This is a genomic window from Streptomyces sp. NPDC002958 (assembly GCF_055563255.1).
Map to the genome: position 1 here is coordinate 196,941 of NZ_JBVHDS010000005.1, position 14,820 is coordinate 211,760.

Consider the following 14,820-nt stretch of genomic DNA (forward strand, 5'->3'; position numbering starts at 1 on the left):
AAGTCGGCTATCGTCCCACCCCGCTCACACCCCTGCACCCACGGCTCCCTCAGGCGCCTGTACGGTCTCCCGCTCCCGTTCCAGCATCCGGCGCAACGGGCCTTCCCCTGCGGCAAGATCGGTGTACGTCCCCCGCTGCACGACCCGGCCGGCATCCAGCACCACCACCTCGTCGACGGCTTCGAGCCCTTGGAGGCGGTGGGTGATCAGCACCGTCGTACGCCCCCGGGTGGCGGCCAGCAGGTCCGCGGTCAGGGCGTCCGCGGTCGCCAGGTCCAGGTGCTCCGCAGGCTCGTCCAGCACGAGTACGGGGAAGTCGGCGAGGAGCGCCCGGGCCAGGGCGAGGCGCTGACGCTGGCCGCCGGAGAGGCGTGCGCCGTGCTCGCCGACGAGGGTGTCGAGCCCTTCGGGCAGCGCCTCGGCCCAGTCGAGCAGCCGTGCCTGGTCGAGAGCGGCCCGCAGTTCCTCGTCCGTCGCACCGGTACGGGCCAGCCGCAGGTTCTCCCGGATGGAACTGTCGAAGATATGGGCGTCCTGGGCACACAGCCCGACGAACCGCCGAACCGTGTCCCCCTCCAGCGCGGAGGCCTCGACACCGCCGATCCGGTACGTCCCGGACCGCGCGTCCAGGAAGCGGAGGAGGACCTGCGCGAGGGTGGTCTTCCCGGAACCGGAAGGCCCGACGACAGCGATTCGCCGACCGGCCGTCAGCCTCAGGTCGACGGAGTCCAGGGCGTCCCGTCCCGCTCCCGCGTACCGGGCGGACAGCCCCCGTACCTCCAACGGGAAGGGCGATCCGGGCGTCTCGGCCGGGCTGTCCGGCTCACACACGGGCAGCGGGGCGTCCAGCACTTCGAACACCCGCTCCGCACTGCGCTTGACCCGATGCCGGTACTGCACGGCGAGCGGCAGACCGGTCACGGCCTCGAAGGCGGCCAGCGGAGTGAGCACCACCACCGCGAGCTCCACGCCCTCCAGCCGGCCGTCGTACACGGCGGGCAGGGCGACGAGTGCGGTGGCGACGACGGTGAGGCCGCCGATCAGGGTGATGAGGCCGCCGCCGAGCGCGGTGGCGGTCGCCGTGCGTGCGGCGATGCGGGTCAGGACGCCGTCGGCCTCCCGGGTCCGCGCCGAGCGGGCGGGCAGGGCGCCCGCAACGGTCAGTTCGGCGGTCCCGCCGAGCAGGTCGGTGACCCGGGTGGCCAGATCGGCACGGGCGGGAGCCAGTTGGCGTTCCACGTGCCGGGAACAGGCGCCACTGACCAGCGGCACTCCCACTCCGGCCAGCAGCAGTCCGACCGCCAGCACGACGCCTGCCGCCGGCAGCAGCCAGCCGATGAATCCAGCGGTCGCGGCCCCCACGACTGCGGCGGTCCCGACGGGCAACAGCCAGCGCAGCCAGTAGTCCTGCAAGGCGTCGACATCGGCGACGAGCCGGGAGAGCAGGTCTCCGCGCCGGGTCCGGCGCAGACCGGCAGGTGCGATGCGCTCCAGCCGCCGGTAAACCGCGACACGCAGCTCGGCGAGCATCCTGAACACCGCGGCGTGCGACACCAGGCGCTCGGCGTAGCGGAAGACGGCCCGTCCGAGACCGAAGGCGCGGGTAGCGGTCACGGCGACCATCAGATAGAGCACCGGGGGCTCCTCGGAGGCGCGGGAGATCAGCCAGCCGGAGACGGCCATGAGCCCGACGGAACAGCCAACCGCAAGGCTTCCCAGCAGCAGCGCGAGTGCCAGCCGTCCGCGCTGTGCCCCTGCGGCCTCCCTCACCCGGGCGAGGACCTTCCCGGAGCGGGCCGCGGTGTACCGCAACACCTCGGGCTCGGGCGCCGCGTCACTTCCGTCCTCGACCGGGTCTGTCGGCCTTGGCACCGCAACGGGCTGCTCGGGCCTCTCCGGACGGAACTTCACGCCCGGTTCCAGTGCGACCACCCGGTCGGCCACCGAGAGCAGCGCCGGGCGGTGCACCACCAGCAGCACGGTCCGCCCTGCTGCCAGCCGCCGTACCGCCTCGACGATCCCCGCCTCCGTCTCGCCGTCCAGACTCGCGGTCGGCTCGTCGAGCAGCAGCAACGGGCGGTCGGCGAGAAAGGCCCGCGCGAGCGCGAGCCGCTGACGCTGGCCGGCGGAGAGACCCGCACCGTCCTCACCGAGGAGCGTCTGCACGCCGTTCGGCAGCTCCGCCACGAAGTCGTACGCCCCCGCGTCCCGCAGCGCCGCCGTCACCGCGCCGTCGTCCGCGTCCGGCCGGGCCAGCCGTACGTTCTCCGCGATCGTGCCCGCGAAAAGATACGGGCGCTGCGGCACCCAGGCGATCTGTTCCCTCCAGCGCTCCGGCTCCAGCGTCGCCAGATCGACGCCACCGACCCGTACCCGCCCCTCGTCGGGTGCCGTGAAGCCCAGCAGCACATCGAGCAGAGTTGACTTGCCGACGCCGCTCGGGCCGACCAGGGCGACGGTCTCCCCTTCGTCCACAACCAGTGAGGCCCCGTCCAGCGAGGGTTCGGTACGCCCCTCGTGCCGTACGGTCACTCCCTCCAACTCCAGCCGCAGCGACTGCGGAACGACCGCCGTGCCGCCCCGCCGGGGCTCGGTCTCCAGGACCGAGAAGATCTCCTCCGCGGCCGAGAGCCCCTCGGCGGCCGCGTGGTACTGCGCTCCGACCTGGCGGATCGGCAGATAAGCTTCCGGCGCCAGGATCAGCACCACCAGGCCGGTGTAGAGGTCGAGTTCGCCGTACACGAGCCTCATGCCGATGGTGACGGCGACGAGGGCCACCGCCAGGGTCGACAGCAGCTCCAGGGCGAAGGACGACATGAACGCGATCCGCAGGGTCCGCAGCGTGGCGTGCCGGTACTGCGAGGTGATGGTGCGGATGGATTCGGCCTGCGCCTTGGCACGGCCGAAGACCTTCAGCGTCGGCAGTCCCGCGACCACATCGAGGAAGTGGCCGGAGAGCCTGGACAGCAGTCGCCACTGGCGGTCCATCCGCGACTGGGTGACCCAGCCGATAAGGAACATGAAGAGCGGGATGAGCGGCAGCGTGACCACGATGATCACTGCCGAGACCCAGTCCTCGGTGACAATCCTGGCAAGGACCGCCACCGGCACGGCGACCGCGAGCCCGAGCTGCGGAAGATAGCGCGCGAAGTAGTCGTCGAGCGCGTCGACACCACGGGTGGCGAGCGCCACCAGGGAGCCGGTGCGCTGACCGCTCAGCCAGCCGGGACCGAGTGCCGCGGCCCGCTCCAGCAGCCGACCACGGAGTTCGGACTTGACCGCTGCGGCGGCCCGGAACGCGGCCAGTTCGGTCAGCCAGGAGACCAGTGCCCGGCCGACCACGACCGCCGCGAGCAGGATCAACGGTGTCCGCAACCCGGAGGCGGTCAGTCCGCCCTCGAACCCACCCACCACCACTTCGGCGATGAGCATGGCCTGAGCGATGACCAGTGCCGCCCCGACAATTCCGAGTGCCACCACGGCTACCAGGAAGAGGCGGGTGGCGCGGGCGTGGCGGAGCAGGCGCGGGTCGATCGGTTTCACGTGAAACAGCTCCCGGTGAACTCGGTCGGTGGACCATGGCGGGGCCTGCCCGGAGGATCACGGCCGGACAGGCCCCAGGTGCACTCAGTGCGCTTCGGCGATGTGCTGCGTACCGATGCGCTTACGGAACACCCAGTACGTCCATCCCTGGTAGAGCAGGACGAGGGGGGTGGCGATCCCCGCACACCAAGTCATGATCTTCAGCGTGTACGGGCTGGACGAGGCGTTGGTGACCGTGAGGCTCCAGGCGTCGTTCAGCGAGGACGGCATGACGTTCGGGAAGAGTGCCAGGAAGAGCATGGCGACCGCGGCGGCGATGGTCACGCCTGAGAACGCGAACGACCAGCCCTCGCGTCCTGCCGCGATCGCGCCGATCGCACCGACCAGCGCCACCACGGCGATGATCAGCGCCAGCAGGCTCCAGCCGTCGCCGTTGTCGGCCTGCGTCCAGATGAGGAAGCCGAGCGCGAGCACCGCGGTGACCGGCCCCAGCTTCAGCGCCAGCTTACGCGCCCGCGCCCGGATGTCCCCGACGGTCTTGAGCCCCGCGAAAACGGCACCGTGGAAGGTGAAGAGGGTGAGTGTGACCAGTCCACCGAGGATGGCGTACGGGTTGAGCAGGTCCCAGAAGTTGCCCACGTACTCCATGTCAGCGTCGATCTTCACGCCGCGCACGATGTTCCCGAAGGCCACGCCCCAGAGTAGGGCGGGGATCAGCGAGGTCCAGAAGATCGCGTGTTCCCAGTTGGTCTGCCACCGCTCCCCGGATCGCTTCGCCCGGTACTCGAAGGCGACACCCCGCACGATCAGACAGACGAGAATGATCAGCAGCGGCAGATAGAAGCCGGAGAACAAGGTGGCGTACCACTCGGGGAAGGCGGCGAAGGTGGCACCGCCCGCGGAAAGCAGCCACACCTCGTTGCCGTCCCATACGGGCCCGATCGTATTGATCAGAACCCGCCGCTCCTTGCGGTCGCGGGCCAGCAGCTTGGTGAGAACACCGATCCCGAAATCGAAGCCCTCCAGGAAGAAGTAGCCGATCCAGAGGACGGCGATGAGTATGAACCAGACGTCGTGGAGTTGCATCTCTCAGCTCCTCTGCTCTCAGTAGGAGAAGGCCATCGGCCGGTCGGCGTCTTCGTCGCCGCCGATCTTGGTGGGCGGGTTGAGGTCGGCCTCCGTGAGCTCCGGCGGCCCGGCCTTGATGTACTTCACGAGCAGCTTCACCTCGATCACCGCGAGCACGGCGTAGAGCAGGGTGAAGACGATCAACGAGGTGATCACTTCGGCCTGCGAGACGCCGGGGGAGACGGCATCGCTGGTCTGGAACACGCCGTAGACGGCCCAGGGCTGGCGGCCCATCTCGGTGAAGATCCAGCCCCAGGAGTTTGCGATCAGCGGGAAGAGCATGGTCCAGAGCGCGACGATCCAGTAGCACTTGGTGAACTTCGGGCTGAGAGCCTTGTTCTTGAAAAGGACCAGATGGGGAACTTCGTCCTCACCGGTCCGCAGCCCCGGCGACAGCATGAACTTCTTCCGGGTCAGCCACAGTCCGAGGATGCCGAGGGCGAAGGAAGCCATCCCGAAGCCGATCATCCAGCGGAAGCTCCAGAAGGCGACCGCGATGTTGGGCCGGTAGTCGCCGGGGCCGTACTTCTCCTGCGCGGCCTCGTTGAGGTCGTTGATGCCCGGGACGTACGAGTCGAAGTCGCCGTCCGCGAGGAAGGACAGCACCCCGGGTATGGAGACCTCCACGGTGTTGTGGCCCTCGGACACATCACCGACCGCGAAGAGCGAGAAGGGAGCCCCTTCCTCCCCCTCCCAGAGCGCCTCGGCGGAGGCCATCTTCATCGGCTGCTGCTTGAACATGACCTTGGCGAGCTGGTCACCGCTGATGGCAGTGAAAAGTCCGGCGATCACCACGGTGACCAGTCCGAGCCGCAGCGAGGTCCGCATCACGGGGATGTGCTTCTTGCGCGCCAGGTGGAAGGCGGCGATGCCGACCATGAACGCGCCTCCGACCAGGAAGGCCGCCGTGATGGTGTGGAAGAACTGGGCGACCGCGGTGTCCTGGGTGAGCACGAGCCAGAAGTCGGTGAGCTCGGCCCGGCCTTTCTCCTCGTTGATCTCGTAGCCGACCGGGTGCTGCATCCAGGAGTTGGCAGCCAGGATGAAGTACGCGGACAGGAGAGTCCCGAGGGAGACCATCCAGATGCAGGCGAGATGGATCTTCTTGGGCAGCTTGTCCCAGCCGAAGATCCACAGTCCGATGAAAGTGGACTCGAAGAAGAAGGCGATCAGTGCCTCGAAGGCGAGCGGGGCACCGAAGACGTCGCCGACGAACCGCGAGTAGTCCGACCAGTTCATACCGAACTGGAACTCCTGGACGATGCCGGTGACGACACCCATGGCGATGTTGATCAGGAAGAGCTTGCCCCAGAACTTCGTCGCTCTGAGGTACTTCTCCTTGTTCGTTCGCACCCAGGCGGTCTGCAGGCCGGCGGTGAGCGCGGCAAGAGAGATCGTCAAGGGGACGAACAGGAAGTGGTAGACGGTGGTGATACCGAACTGCCATCGCGCCAGGGTTTCCGGCGCCAGAGCTAGCTCCACGTCGTCTTCTCCTTACGTCGCCGTAGCCAAACCGGCAGCTTGCCCTTTTAATCCGAGTGATCACGGGAGGAACAGGACGCGCTTGTGAACGCGTTCACATTCACAAACAATTATGACGCACAGACTTTCGGGACGTTCGGGCGGGGTACCCCTCTTGGGATGTTCCGATCATTCCCCCCGAAGCAGACACCCGGGAGCGCCGCGGTCCGGGCGTCTCCCAGGCCTCGAACGCAAAGGCCCCGCACCTCGGTGAACGAGGTACGGGGCCCTGGGCCTTGCGGTGTGCGCAGGCGGCCTGCGCCGCTCTACAGCTCCTTGCGGTACGACTCCGTCACCTTCAGGAACAGGTCGTTCGCCTCGTCCTCCCCGATCGTGACCCGCACGCCCTCGCCCGCGAACGGCCTGACCACCACACCGGCCCGCTCGCACATCGCGGCGAAGTCGGCGGTACGGTCCCCGAGCCGCAGCCAGACGAAGTTCGCCTGGGACTCCGGCACGGTCCACCCCTGGTCCGCCAGCGCCCGCTGCACCCGGTCGCGCTCGCACACCAGGGAACCGACCCGCCCCAGGAGCTCGTCCTCGGCCCGCAGCGAGGCGACCGCGGCGTCCTGCGCGAGCTGACTGACCCCGAAAGGCACCGCCGTCTTGCGCAGCGCGGCCGCCACCGGCTCGTGAGCCACGGCGAAACCGACCCGCAGACCGGCCAGACCGTACGCTTTGGAAAACGTCCGCAGCACCGCCACATTGGGCCGGTCCCGGTAGATCTCGATGCCGTCCGGCACCTCGACGTCTCGGATGAACTCCCTGTACGCCTCGTCGAGCACCACCAGGACATCGTTCGGCACCCGGTCAAGGAACCGCTCCAGCGCGGCCCGGCGCACCACGGTGCCGGTCGGGTTGTTCGGGTTGCAGACAAAGATCATCCGAGTGCGGTCCGTGATCGCGTCCGCCATGGCATCGAGGTCGTGCACCTCACCGTCGGTCAGCGGAACCTTCACCGAGGTCGCACCACTGACCTGCGTGATGATCGGGTACGCCTCGAAGGAGCGCCAGGCGTAGATGACCTCGTCACCCGAGCCCGAGGTGGCCTGGAGCAACTGCTGTGCCACACCGACCGAGCCGGTTCCGGTGGCAAGGTGCGAGACGGGCACACCGAAACGGTCGGCCAGCTCGTTCATCAGACCGGTGCAGGCCATGTCCGGGTAACGGTTGAAGTTCGCAGCCGCCGCCAGGGCGGACTCCATCACCCCGGGCAGCGGCGGATACGGGTTCTCGTTGGAGGACAGCTTGAACGCAACCGGTCCGTCGGCAGCAGCCGGCTTGCCCGGCACATAGGCGGGGACGCCGTCCAGCTCGGCGCGCAGCTTGGGGCTCGTCTCGCTCACCGCAGGTCCTCCTCGACCGTCTGTACACATCAATACTGCTCACCTTATGAGGATTGGACGCTGCTGCGAATGGCCGGAGCGTCCAATCGTCCGGTGCGGCCGGGATTGGGGGGGGGAGCGCTTGCCGCCCTGACGCGCGCCGGTGGTTCGCTCCGTGGCGCGCGTCCCCCGAAGAGGTGAGATGAGACCTCTTCGAGACATCGACCGTTTAGTAGGCCCACCGGGTTCGATGCATGACACACTATGGCCAACCTGGCCAACATCCTTGTTTTGCAAGTCCTTTGATGTTGGATGATCATGCAGAAACGTGCCTGTCGACGAGTGCATATGCGACCGGGCCACCCTCCCTTCCGAGCCCTACTATCGGCTCGCCATGACAGCAGCAGGGAAGCACCAGGTGAGCCGGACGGACACACCCCGGCGCGGCGGCCGGCAAGGACGAGCGGGAATCCGGGATGTGGCCGCCGCCGCCGGGGTCTCCATCACGACCGTCTCCGACGCGCTCAACGGCAAGGGCAGGCTCCCGGACGCCACCCGCCGCCATGTCCGCGAGGTCGCAGAGCGCCTGGGCTACCGCCCTTCCGCCGCGGCCCGAACCCTCCGTACCGGCAAGTCCGGCCTCATCGGCCTGACCGTGACGACCTACGGGGACGAACCCTTCACCTTCACCGAATTCGCCTACTTCGCCGAGATGGCCAGAGCGGCCACCTCCGCCGCGCTCGCCCGCGGCTACGCCCTCGTCATCCTGCCCGCCACCTCACGCCACGACGTCTGGTCGAACGTCGCTCTCGACGGCACCGTCGTGATCGACCCCTCCGACCAGGACCCGGTCGTCACGGAACTCGTACGCCAGGGACTGCCCGTCGTCTCGGACGGCCGGCCGGCCGGAACACTCCCGGTGACCGCCTGGGTGGACAACGACCACCGGGCCGCCGTGCTCGACCTCCTCGACCATCTGGCCGCCGCCGGGGCCCGCCGTATCGGCCTGCTCACCGGCACCACCACCGACACGTACACCCGCCTCTCCACCACCGCGTACCTTCATTGGTGCGAGCGCGTGGGACAGGACCCCGTGTACGAGTCCTACCCCGCCCACGACCCGTGCGCGGGCGCGGTTGCCGCCGACCGGCTGCTCGCCCGCCCGGACCGACCCGACGCCGTCTACGGGCTCTTCGATCCCAATGGCACCGATCTGCTGGCGGCCGCCAGACGATACGGTCTGCGCGTCCCCGAGGACCTGCTGCTGGTCTGCTGCAGCGAGTCCACCGTGTATGCGACGACCGAGCCCCCCATCACCACCCTCTCGCTCAAGCCGCGCAGAATCGGCACGGCGGTCGTCCAGCTCCTGATCGACGCCATCGAAGGCGTGGCTCACGACGGGCCGGTGGAGCAGGTCATACCGACAGAGCTCATCGTCCGGACGTCCTCGCAACGCCGTCCGCCCCGCACCACGGTCAGCGCACCGCGCTCCCCCGCCAGGAATTGATCAGGCCATTTCGGACCAAACGGTCGGTGAACCTGACGTGCGCCGGGATTCACCACCCCTGGTGCGTCACACAGCACGATCCGCATTCCTATGATGGGCGCACGACACCGCGGACCGCCCCGACCAGCAGGGCCCGTCAGGTGTACGGCGGCGCGACGGTGGTGGAGGGGTCGATGACACAGGGGGCCGGTCAGGAACCCGTGGTGCGGACTGCGACGTTGCGTGACTTCCGCGTACCGCCCTATGCGCAGACCCCGGTGCCGCCTTCGCCGCCGCACCCGGGCAATGCCGTTCCGGGGGACGAACCGCCAGAGGGGTACACACCCACCGCGCGCGACCTCCCCGTGATCAATCGCGGTGACACCGTCCAGGTGCGGGCCGTGCCCGACCCGCGGGCCGTCCCGGATCCGGGGCTCGGACCGCTCTACGTCGTCGGCGATGTCCACGGCTATCTGGACGAACTCCATGCCGCCCTCGCCGAACAGGGCCTCATCGACACCGAGGGCAACTGGTCCGCGGGCAACGCCCGGATCTGGTTCCTCGGCGACTTCACCGACCGGGGTCCCGACGGCATCGGCGTCATCGACCTGGTGATGCGCCTCTCCGCCGAGGCCGCGGCCGCCGGCGGCTACTGCAAGGCCCTGATGGGCAATCACGAGCTGCTGCTCATCGGCGCCAAGCGGTTCGGCGACACACCGGTGAACTCCGGCGCGGGCACCGCCACCTTCCAGGCCGCCTGGCTGCTCAACGGCGGCCAGAAGAACGACATGGAGCGGCTTCAGGACGTCCACATCCAGTGGATGTCCCGGCTCGACGCGATCGTCGAGGAGGACGGGCATCTACTGATGCACTCCGACACGACGGCGTACCTCGACTACGGCGCCACCATCGAGGACGTCAACGACACCGTGCACGCCATTCTCACGCGTAACGACGCCGATGAGTGCTGGGACCTCTTCCGGAAGCTCACCAAGCGGTTCGCCTTCCGCGACGAGTCGGGGCCGCAGGCCGTCCGAGAGTTGCTGTCGACCTACGGCGGACAGCGCATCGTCCATGGTCACAGCCCCATTCCGTACCTCCTCGGCGAGGTCGGCTCGGAGGACGGAGAGGACGGTTCCGGCCCCGTGGTCGAAGGCCCGCACGTGTACGCGGACGGGCTCGCCATCGCCATGGACGGCGGTGTGACCATGGCCGGAAAGCTACTGGTCGTCCAACTGCCCCTGCATGACTGACGTTCTTCTGGGAAGACGCATCCTCGACCTGACCACGCCGACCGCTGGGCCTATTTCCGGAAACCCCCTGTCACCTCGTGCCGTGGGCGCTCTACCATCGGCGTATCAGTAGCAGGCTCTCCTCCGTTTCCGCCCAACTGCCCGGTCCAAGCGGGTAATCAGGCCCTACGGAGCATCGGGGGATGCACATGAACAGCGCTCCGCACCTGCTGGCCGAGGACCGCCCCGAGTACGAGCGGATCCTCGACGACGCGCTGCGCCACGCCCATGAACGACCGGATCTGGCCGCGGTCGGCAAGCAGCTCAACGCCGTACAGCTGCGCACCATGGCACTGGACGCCACGGAGCTGATCACCGCGACGGCCGCCACCGAGTACGAGCACTATGTGAAAGCCCGCGAGGAACTGCGCGGACCGGCCGAAGGTGCAAGCCAGGATTCGGGCCCCGGGTCCGGCACGAACCGGTCGGGCGCCGGCATAGGAGCCGTCGTCACGGTCCTGGCGCCCGTGCTCGCCGGCACCGCCGCATTCATATTCCTGCTGGCCGGCTACCTGCTGAAGCTGCTCAGCCCGCCACCGTCCTTCGCCTCCACCATGGTCGCCGCAGGCTGGTTCTTCGCTGCGGCCATGGCCGCGGCCATCCTGGTCGCCGCCATCGGACTGCTCGTCACCGCACTGCGCAACGGGTCGACGTCACAGCCCGCCGAGGACAGCGAGGACGAGTTGCCGGAGGATGTGGCACGCGCCAGAGAGGCATGGCGCCACGCCCTGCTGGAGCGCGGCATCCTGCCATTCCTGCGGGACGCACTCGCCGACCCCGATGCCGGCCGCGCATCACGCACACCGCAGCGCTCGGCGAACCGCATCCCGAAGATCGGCTACAGCCGGCCGGATTTCACCAGCCCGGACGAGGGCCCGGCGGCGGGCCCCCGCCCGACGTTCACCAGCCCGGACTTCACCAGCCCCGACTTCGGTGGCCCCGAGCACGAACCGGACTGACCGGGTCCGGGCGCCGGGCCCGTACCGACGACGGGACGCCCTCCCGAGAAGCTCCGGCCTCTCGGGACGGCGTCCCGTCCGCGCGTCCCGCGTCAGTCCGCGATCGGGAGATAGACCCGGTTGCCGGCCGCTGCAAACTCCTTGGACTTCTCCGCCATGCCCGCGTCGATCTCCGCCTGGGAACCGCCGTGTTCACGACGGATGTCCTGGGAGATCTTCATCGAACAGAGCATTAGCAAAGTATCCATATGGTCTAGGGTCGTGGTCAGACAACCGCATGAGACCCGGGGGGCCGCCCATGGAGAAGCGCGAAGAGCTCGTCAGCAGGTTGCGCGGAGTGCCCGAAGGCACGCCGTCCGTGGACGAGGTTCGAGCGATGCTCGCCGCGGACCCGACGCTCAAATGCGTCGTCTGCTACGCGCGCATCTCGTTCGACGGGCGCGTCAAGGACGCCCACGGCATCGAGGACCAGCACCGCGAGATGGGCGAGCATGCCCGCGCGTTCAACTGGTTGGTGGTCTACCGGTACACCGACAACGACAAGAGCGCGAGCAAGGAGAGCGTCGTCCGCGACGACTTCGAGCAGCTCATAAGCGATCTGAAGGCCGGCCACACACCCGAGGGCTACCCCATCCATGGCGTGATGGCCGTGAACGATGACCGCCTCTACCGTCGACCGAGCGACTGGGAGCGGTACCTGAAGGCGTTCACGGCACACGAAGGCCGCGTCTACCACGACTCGAACGGCATGCAGGACCTCTACGCCGAGGGGTTCGAGATCAAGGGCCTCGTCGGCGTGGCCATGTCGCTCAGCGAGACGAGGAAGAAGCAGCGCCGCTCACGCAACAGTCACCGCAACCGCGCGATTCGCGGTCTGGCCGTCTCCGCGTGGCGACCGTTCGGCTGGGAGGACGACAAGATCACCCTTCGCCCGCAGGAGGCGGACGCCGTCCGCCAGGCCGTCAAGGACGTGATCGCGGGGGCGTCCATCTCCGAGATCACCCGGCAGTGGAAGGCTGCCGGGTTCATCACGAGCCGGGGCAACCCCTTCCAGTACCAGACCGTCAAGCAGGTACTGATGAACCCGCGACTCTGCGGCTACCGGGAAATCAAGGGTGAGCTTGTCCGCGACGGGGAGGACAAGCCGGTGGTCGGCACGTGGGAGGCGATCGTCACTCCCAAGGACTGGTACGCCGTGACCACGGTCATCCGCGAGCGGGGACGAGGGTCCGGCGTACCGACGGGCGGTCTGGTCCACAAGTACCTGCTGACCGGCATCCTCCGGTGCGGCAACGTGTCGGAGGACGGGACCGTCTGCAACAACAAGATGATCGGCATCAAGGCGAACGACTGGTTGAAGTACAAGCACGCCTACATGTGCAAGAAGACCGTCGACGGAGGCTGCAACAAGACGTACAAGCGAGGCGACGAGACCGACCGGTTCGTGGTGGACGTGGTCATCGCCAAGCTGGAGAAGGACGCGGCCAGCAGGTCACGCGACGTACCCGACTGGGACAAGGCCGATGCCCTGGAACGTGCCCTGCGCAGCCGCAAGGAGCTGGAGCGGCGGTGGCACGACGACGAAGACACCGACATCGACGACGAGGCGTTCTTCCGGAACCTTCCGGTGATCGAGCGCCGCATCAAGGAGTTGCGGACCGACCAGGCAAAGCACGAGGCGTTGAAGGCGGAGGCCGAGGCGGCAGAGGGCGACATCGCTGCGTCATTCCAGGGCAAGACGCTGACGCAGAAGCGCAAGGCCATAAAGGATGCGCTCGTAGCCGTTGTGGCCGTCCCCGGCGGCAAGGGGAACAAGGCGTTCGACTACGAGCTGCTCAAGCCTGTGTGGCGTACTTCCGAGTGAGGCGGATGCCCAGCACCGTGCCGATGCTCTTGAGCTGGGCATCGCTCAGCGGCGGGGCCTCGTCCACGTACTTCCTGACCCACCGTTCCCTGGCCTCGTCCGCCAGGGAACGAACCGGCTTCTCCGCGACCGTGATCACTGCCAAGGATTCCCTTCTGTCTTGAGGCGTTCGGCATGGGCGAGGTCGTGGCGGACCTGATTGGCTAGGAGTTCCTCACCGGGCCGGTAGCCGGAGGCGAGGTAGGCCCAGGAGGCTTCGGTGACGAGGGTGGTGTTCTCGTCGGGGACGGGGTGGCCGGCGCGGGTACGGACCGCATCGGCCTGGGCGGTACGCCAGGCGCGGCGTACGTCGCGGAGAGCGCCGAGGGTGGTGGAGTAGGCGCGGGACTTGGTGGAGAAATGGCCACGGAAGCCGAGCATGTGGGCCCACTTCCAGAGCTTGAGGTCCGCGAATTCCGGCAGGTGGCCGAGGGCCCAGGCGGTGCGGATCATCTGCCTGACGTGCTGCTGCACGGGGAGGTCTCGCAGGGGTTCGGCCTGTCCGGTGCCGTCGCAGTCTGCGCACAGGTCGCGGAAGCCGTCCGGTCCGTTGGTGTATCCGCGTCCGGAGCAGGGGCGGCAGACAAGGGTGCGGTCAACCGTGCCGGAGCCCTCGGCGCTCTTGGTGGCGTACTTGGCGACGTAGGCCGCAACCTTCTGGTCAGTGAGCTCGCCGTCTCCCAGGGCTTTGATCTCACGGACGTCGATGCGGTCGCCCCAGGCGATCACCCGTTCTCCCACGGCGTCCGACTCGATGGTGAGCTGAGCGCGTCGGGCAGCGGCGCGTACGGCGTGGTCCAGGGCGTCAAAAGTGGCCCAGGGAGGGGGCGCGGTGGTGTGCCCCTCGGGGCCGTCGAGGCGGATCACGGCGTGGAAGTGGACCAGGCCGCGCTTCTGGTACTCGGCGACCTTGGCGAAGGAGACACGCAGAGCGGCCTTCAACGCCTTCTGTGTGATGCCTAGTTGGGCAGCGAGTTCGCGCCGGAGGTAAATGGTGAAGCGTGCCCAGAGCGCCCCGGCATGTGCGTTCCAGAGCACGGCGCCGGTGTAGTCGTACGAGGTTGGGGCGAGCGGCGTGCCAAGGGCGGGGTCGTCCTCGGCGTGGTGCCGGCCGCAGCGGCAGTCCAGGGGCTTGCCCGAGGGAGTGGTGGGGCGGTTGTGGACCGGGCCGAAGGAGGGCGCGGTAAGCGTGGCGAAGACACGGGGGTGAGTGCGGACGTCTTCTGCGACGGTCTTGCCGCCGGAGAGTCCGGCCTTGATCAGGTGGTAGGTGTCGGCGGCGTAGACGCGGGAGCAGGCCGGGCAGAGGGAGGCACGGCGGTTGCCGCAGGTGGTGAGGAGTCGGCCGGTGGGTTCGTCGGCGGTCGAGTAGGCGCGGACCACGGTGCGGGTAGCGGCGTCGAGGGTGGCGGTGTGGCCGACGAGGTTGACCGGGCGGGTGCAGCCGCGGACGTTGCGGACCTGCTCCGTCACGCGGTCGAAGTCTTCGAGGTGAGCCAGCTCGATCAGGTCCCGCAGGGCGGGGCTGACGACGTGGCGCAGGTCCAGGGGGCGCTTCATGGGGCGGGTTCTCCCTTCGTGCTGGGCTGGGGCCCCGAGCAGGCCGACGGATGCGCGGGCTGCTCGGGGCATGGGGGACCGAGCCCCTTGGGGGCCGGGTGCG

Annotated in this window: 11 protein-coding genes; 4 read left to right on the forward strand and 7 right to left on the reverse strand. The window is 68.4% G+C overall.

The window, feature by feature from the left end; genetic code table 11:
- Positions 1-24 precede the first annotated feature (24 nt).
- The 4 genes from cydD to hisC all read right to left on the reverse strand — a co-directional run bounded on the left by cydD (position 25) and on the right by hisC (position 7,538).
- Positions 25-3,543 (reverse strand): thiol reductant ABC exporter subunit CydD, encoded by a 3,519-nt coding sequence (gene cydD / locus ACZ3IC_RS11830; RefSeq protein WP_467415077.1) that lies wholly within the window; start codon positions 3,541-3,543, stop codon positions 25-27.
- A gap of 84 nt (positions 3,544-3,627) precedes the next feature.
- Positions 3,628-4,629 (reverse strand): cytochrome d ubiquinol oxidase subunit II, encoded by a 1,002-nt coding sequence (gene cydB, locus ACZ3IC_RS11835; RefSeq protein ID WP_467415079.1) that lies wholly within the window; start codon positions 4,627-4,629, stop codon positions 3,628-3,630.
- An 18-nt stretch (positions 4,630-4,647) separates the two neighbouring features.
- The gene (locus tag ACZ3IC_RS11840) at positions 4,648-6,153 is read right to left on the reverse strand and encodes a cytochrome ubiquinol oxidase subunit I (RefSeq protein ID WP_467415082.1); all 1,506 of its coding nucleotides are present in this window, start codon (positions 6,151-6,153) and stop codon (positions 4,648-4,650) included.
- A 305-nt stretch (positions 6,154-6,458) separates the two neighbouring features.
- Positions 6,459-7,538 (reverse strand): histidinol-phosphate transaminase, encoded by a 1,080-nt coding sequence (gene hisC, locus ACZ3IC_RS11845; RefSeq protein WP_467415084.1) that lies wholly within the window; start codon positions 7,536-7,538, stop codon positions 6,459-6,461.
- Between the two features lie 373 nt (positions 7,539-7,911).
- On the opposite strand from hisC, the gene ACZ3IC_RS11850 reads away from it, so the two are divergent.
- From ACZ3IC_RS11850 to ACZ3IC_RS11860, 3 genes are all read left to right on the forward strand, one after another.
- The gene (locus ACZ3IC_RS11850) at positions 7,912-9,024 is read left to right on the forward strand and encodes a LacI family DNA-binding transcriptional regulator (protein WP_467415087.1); all 1,113 of its coding nucleotides are present in this window, start codon (positions 7,912-7,914) and stop codon (positions 9,022-9,024) included.
- Between the two features lie 173 nt (positions 9,025-9,197).
- Positions 9,198-10,256, forward strand: a complete 1,059-nt coding sequence (locus tag ACZ3IC_RS11855; protein WP_467415090.1) for a metallophosphoesterase — start codon at positions 9,198-9,200, stop codon at positions 10,254-10,256.
- 182 nt (positions 10,257-10,438) lie between these two features.
- The gene (locus ACZ3IC_RS11860; protein WP_467415093.1) at positions 10,439-11,254 is read left to right on the forward strand and encodes a hypothetical protein; all 816 of its coding nucleotides are present in this window, start codon (positions 10,439-10,441) and stop codon (positions 11,252-11,254) included.
- Positions 11,255-11,346: 92 nt separating this feature from the next.
- Here ACZ3IC_RS11860 and ACZ3IC_RS11865 read toward each other — a convergent pair whose 3' ends face one another.
- The gene (locus tag ACZ3IC_RS11865) at positions 11,347-11,502 is read right to left on the reverse strand and encodes a hypothetical protein (RefSeq protein WP_405692467.1); all 156 of its coding nucleotides are present in this window, start codon (positions 11,500-11,502) and stop codon (positions 11,347-11,349) included.
- 50 nt (positions 11,503-11,552) lie between these two features.
- On the opposite strand from ACZ3IC_RS11865, the gene ACZ3IC_RS11870 reads away from it, so the two are divergent.
- Positions 11,553-13,118 carry a recombinase family protein gene (locus ACZ3IC_RS11870; RefSeq protein WP_467415095.1) on the forward strand — a complete coding sequence of 522 codons (1,566 nt, stop codon included), beginning with the start codon at positions 11,553-11,555 and terminating at the stop codon, positions 13,116-13,118.
- On the opposite strand, the gene ACZ3IC_RS11875 is transcribed toward ACZ3IC_RS11870, so the two are convergent.
- Together ACZ3IC_RS11875 and ACZ3IC_RS11880 are read right to left on the reverse strand one after the other, a co-directional pair.
- Positions 13,090-13,263, reverse strand: coding sequence for a hypothetical protein (locus tag ACZ3IC_RS11875; RefSeq protein ID WP_467415098.1), 174 nt, complete (start codon positions 13,261-13,263; stop codon positions 13,090-13,092). The two genes, ACZ3IC_RS11870 and ACZ3IC_RS11875, sit on opposite strands and share 29 nt — an antisense overlap.
- Positions 13,254-14,717 carry a replication initiator gene (locus ACZ3IC_RS11880; protein ID WP_467415100.1) on the reverse strand — a complete coding sequence of 488 codons (1,464 nt, stop codon included), beginning with the start codon at positions 14,715-14,717 and terminating at the stop codon, positions 13,254-13,256. Before ACZ3IC_RS11880 ends, ACZ3IC_RS11875 begins: the two co-directional genes overlap by 10 nt.
- Positions 14,718-14,820: the final 103 nt, after the last annotated feature.

What these genes read in the sequence shown, in the direction of transcription:
- cydB (WP_467415079.1), bottom strand. Translation starts at nt 4,629, where the DNA reads ATGCAACTCCACGACGTCTGGTTCATACTCATCGCCGTCCTCTGGATC.
- ACZ3IC_RS11850 (WP_467415087.1), top strand. Translation starts at nt 7,912, where the DNA reads ATGACAGCAGCAGGGAAGCACCAGGTGAGCCGGACGGACACACCCCGG.
- ACZ3IC_RS11855 (WP_467415090.1), top strand. Translation starts at nt 9,198, where the DNA reads ATGACACAGGGGGCCGGTCAGGAACCCGTGGTGCGGACTGCGACGTTG.
- ACZ3IC_RS11860 (WP_467415093.1), top strand. Translation starts at nt 10,439, where the DNA reads ATGCACATGAACAGCGCTCCGCACCTGCTGGCCGAGGACCGCCCCGAG.
- ACZ3IC_RS11865 (WP_405692467.1), bottom strand. Translation starts at nt 11,502, where the DNA reads ATGGATACTTTGCTAATGCTCTGTTCGATGAAGATCTCCCAGGACATC.
- ACZ3IC_RS11870 (WP_467415095.1), top strand. Translation starts at nt 11,553, where the DNA reads ATGGAGAAGCGCGAAGAGCTCGTCAGCAGGTTGCGCGGAGTGCCCGAA.
- ACZ3IC_RS11880 (WP_467415100.1), bottom strand. Translation starts at nt 14,717, where the DNA reads ATGAAGCGCCCCCTGGACCTGCGCCACGTCGTCAGCCCCGCCCTGCGG.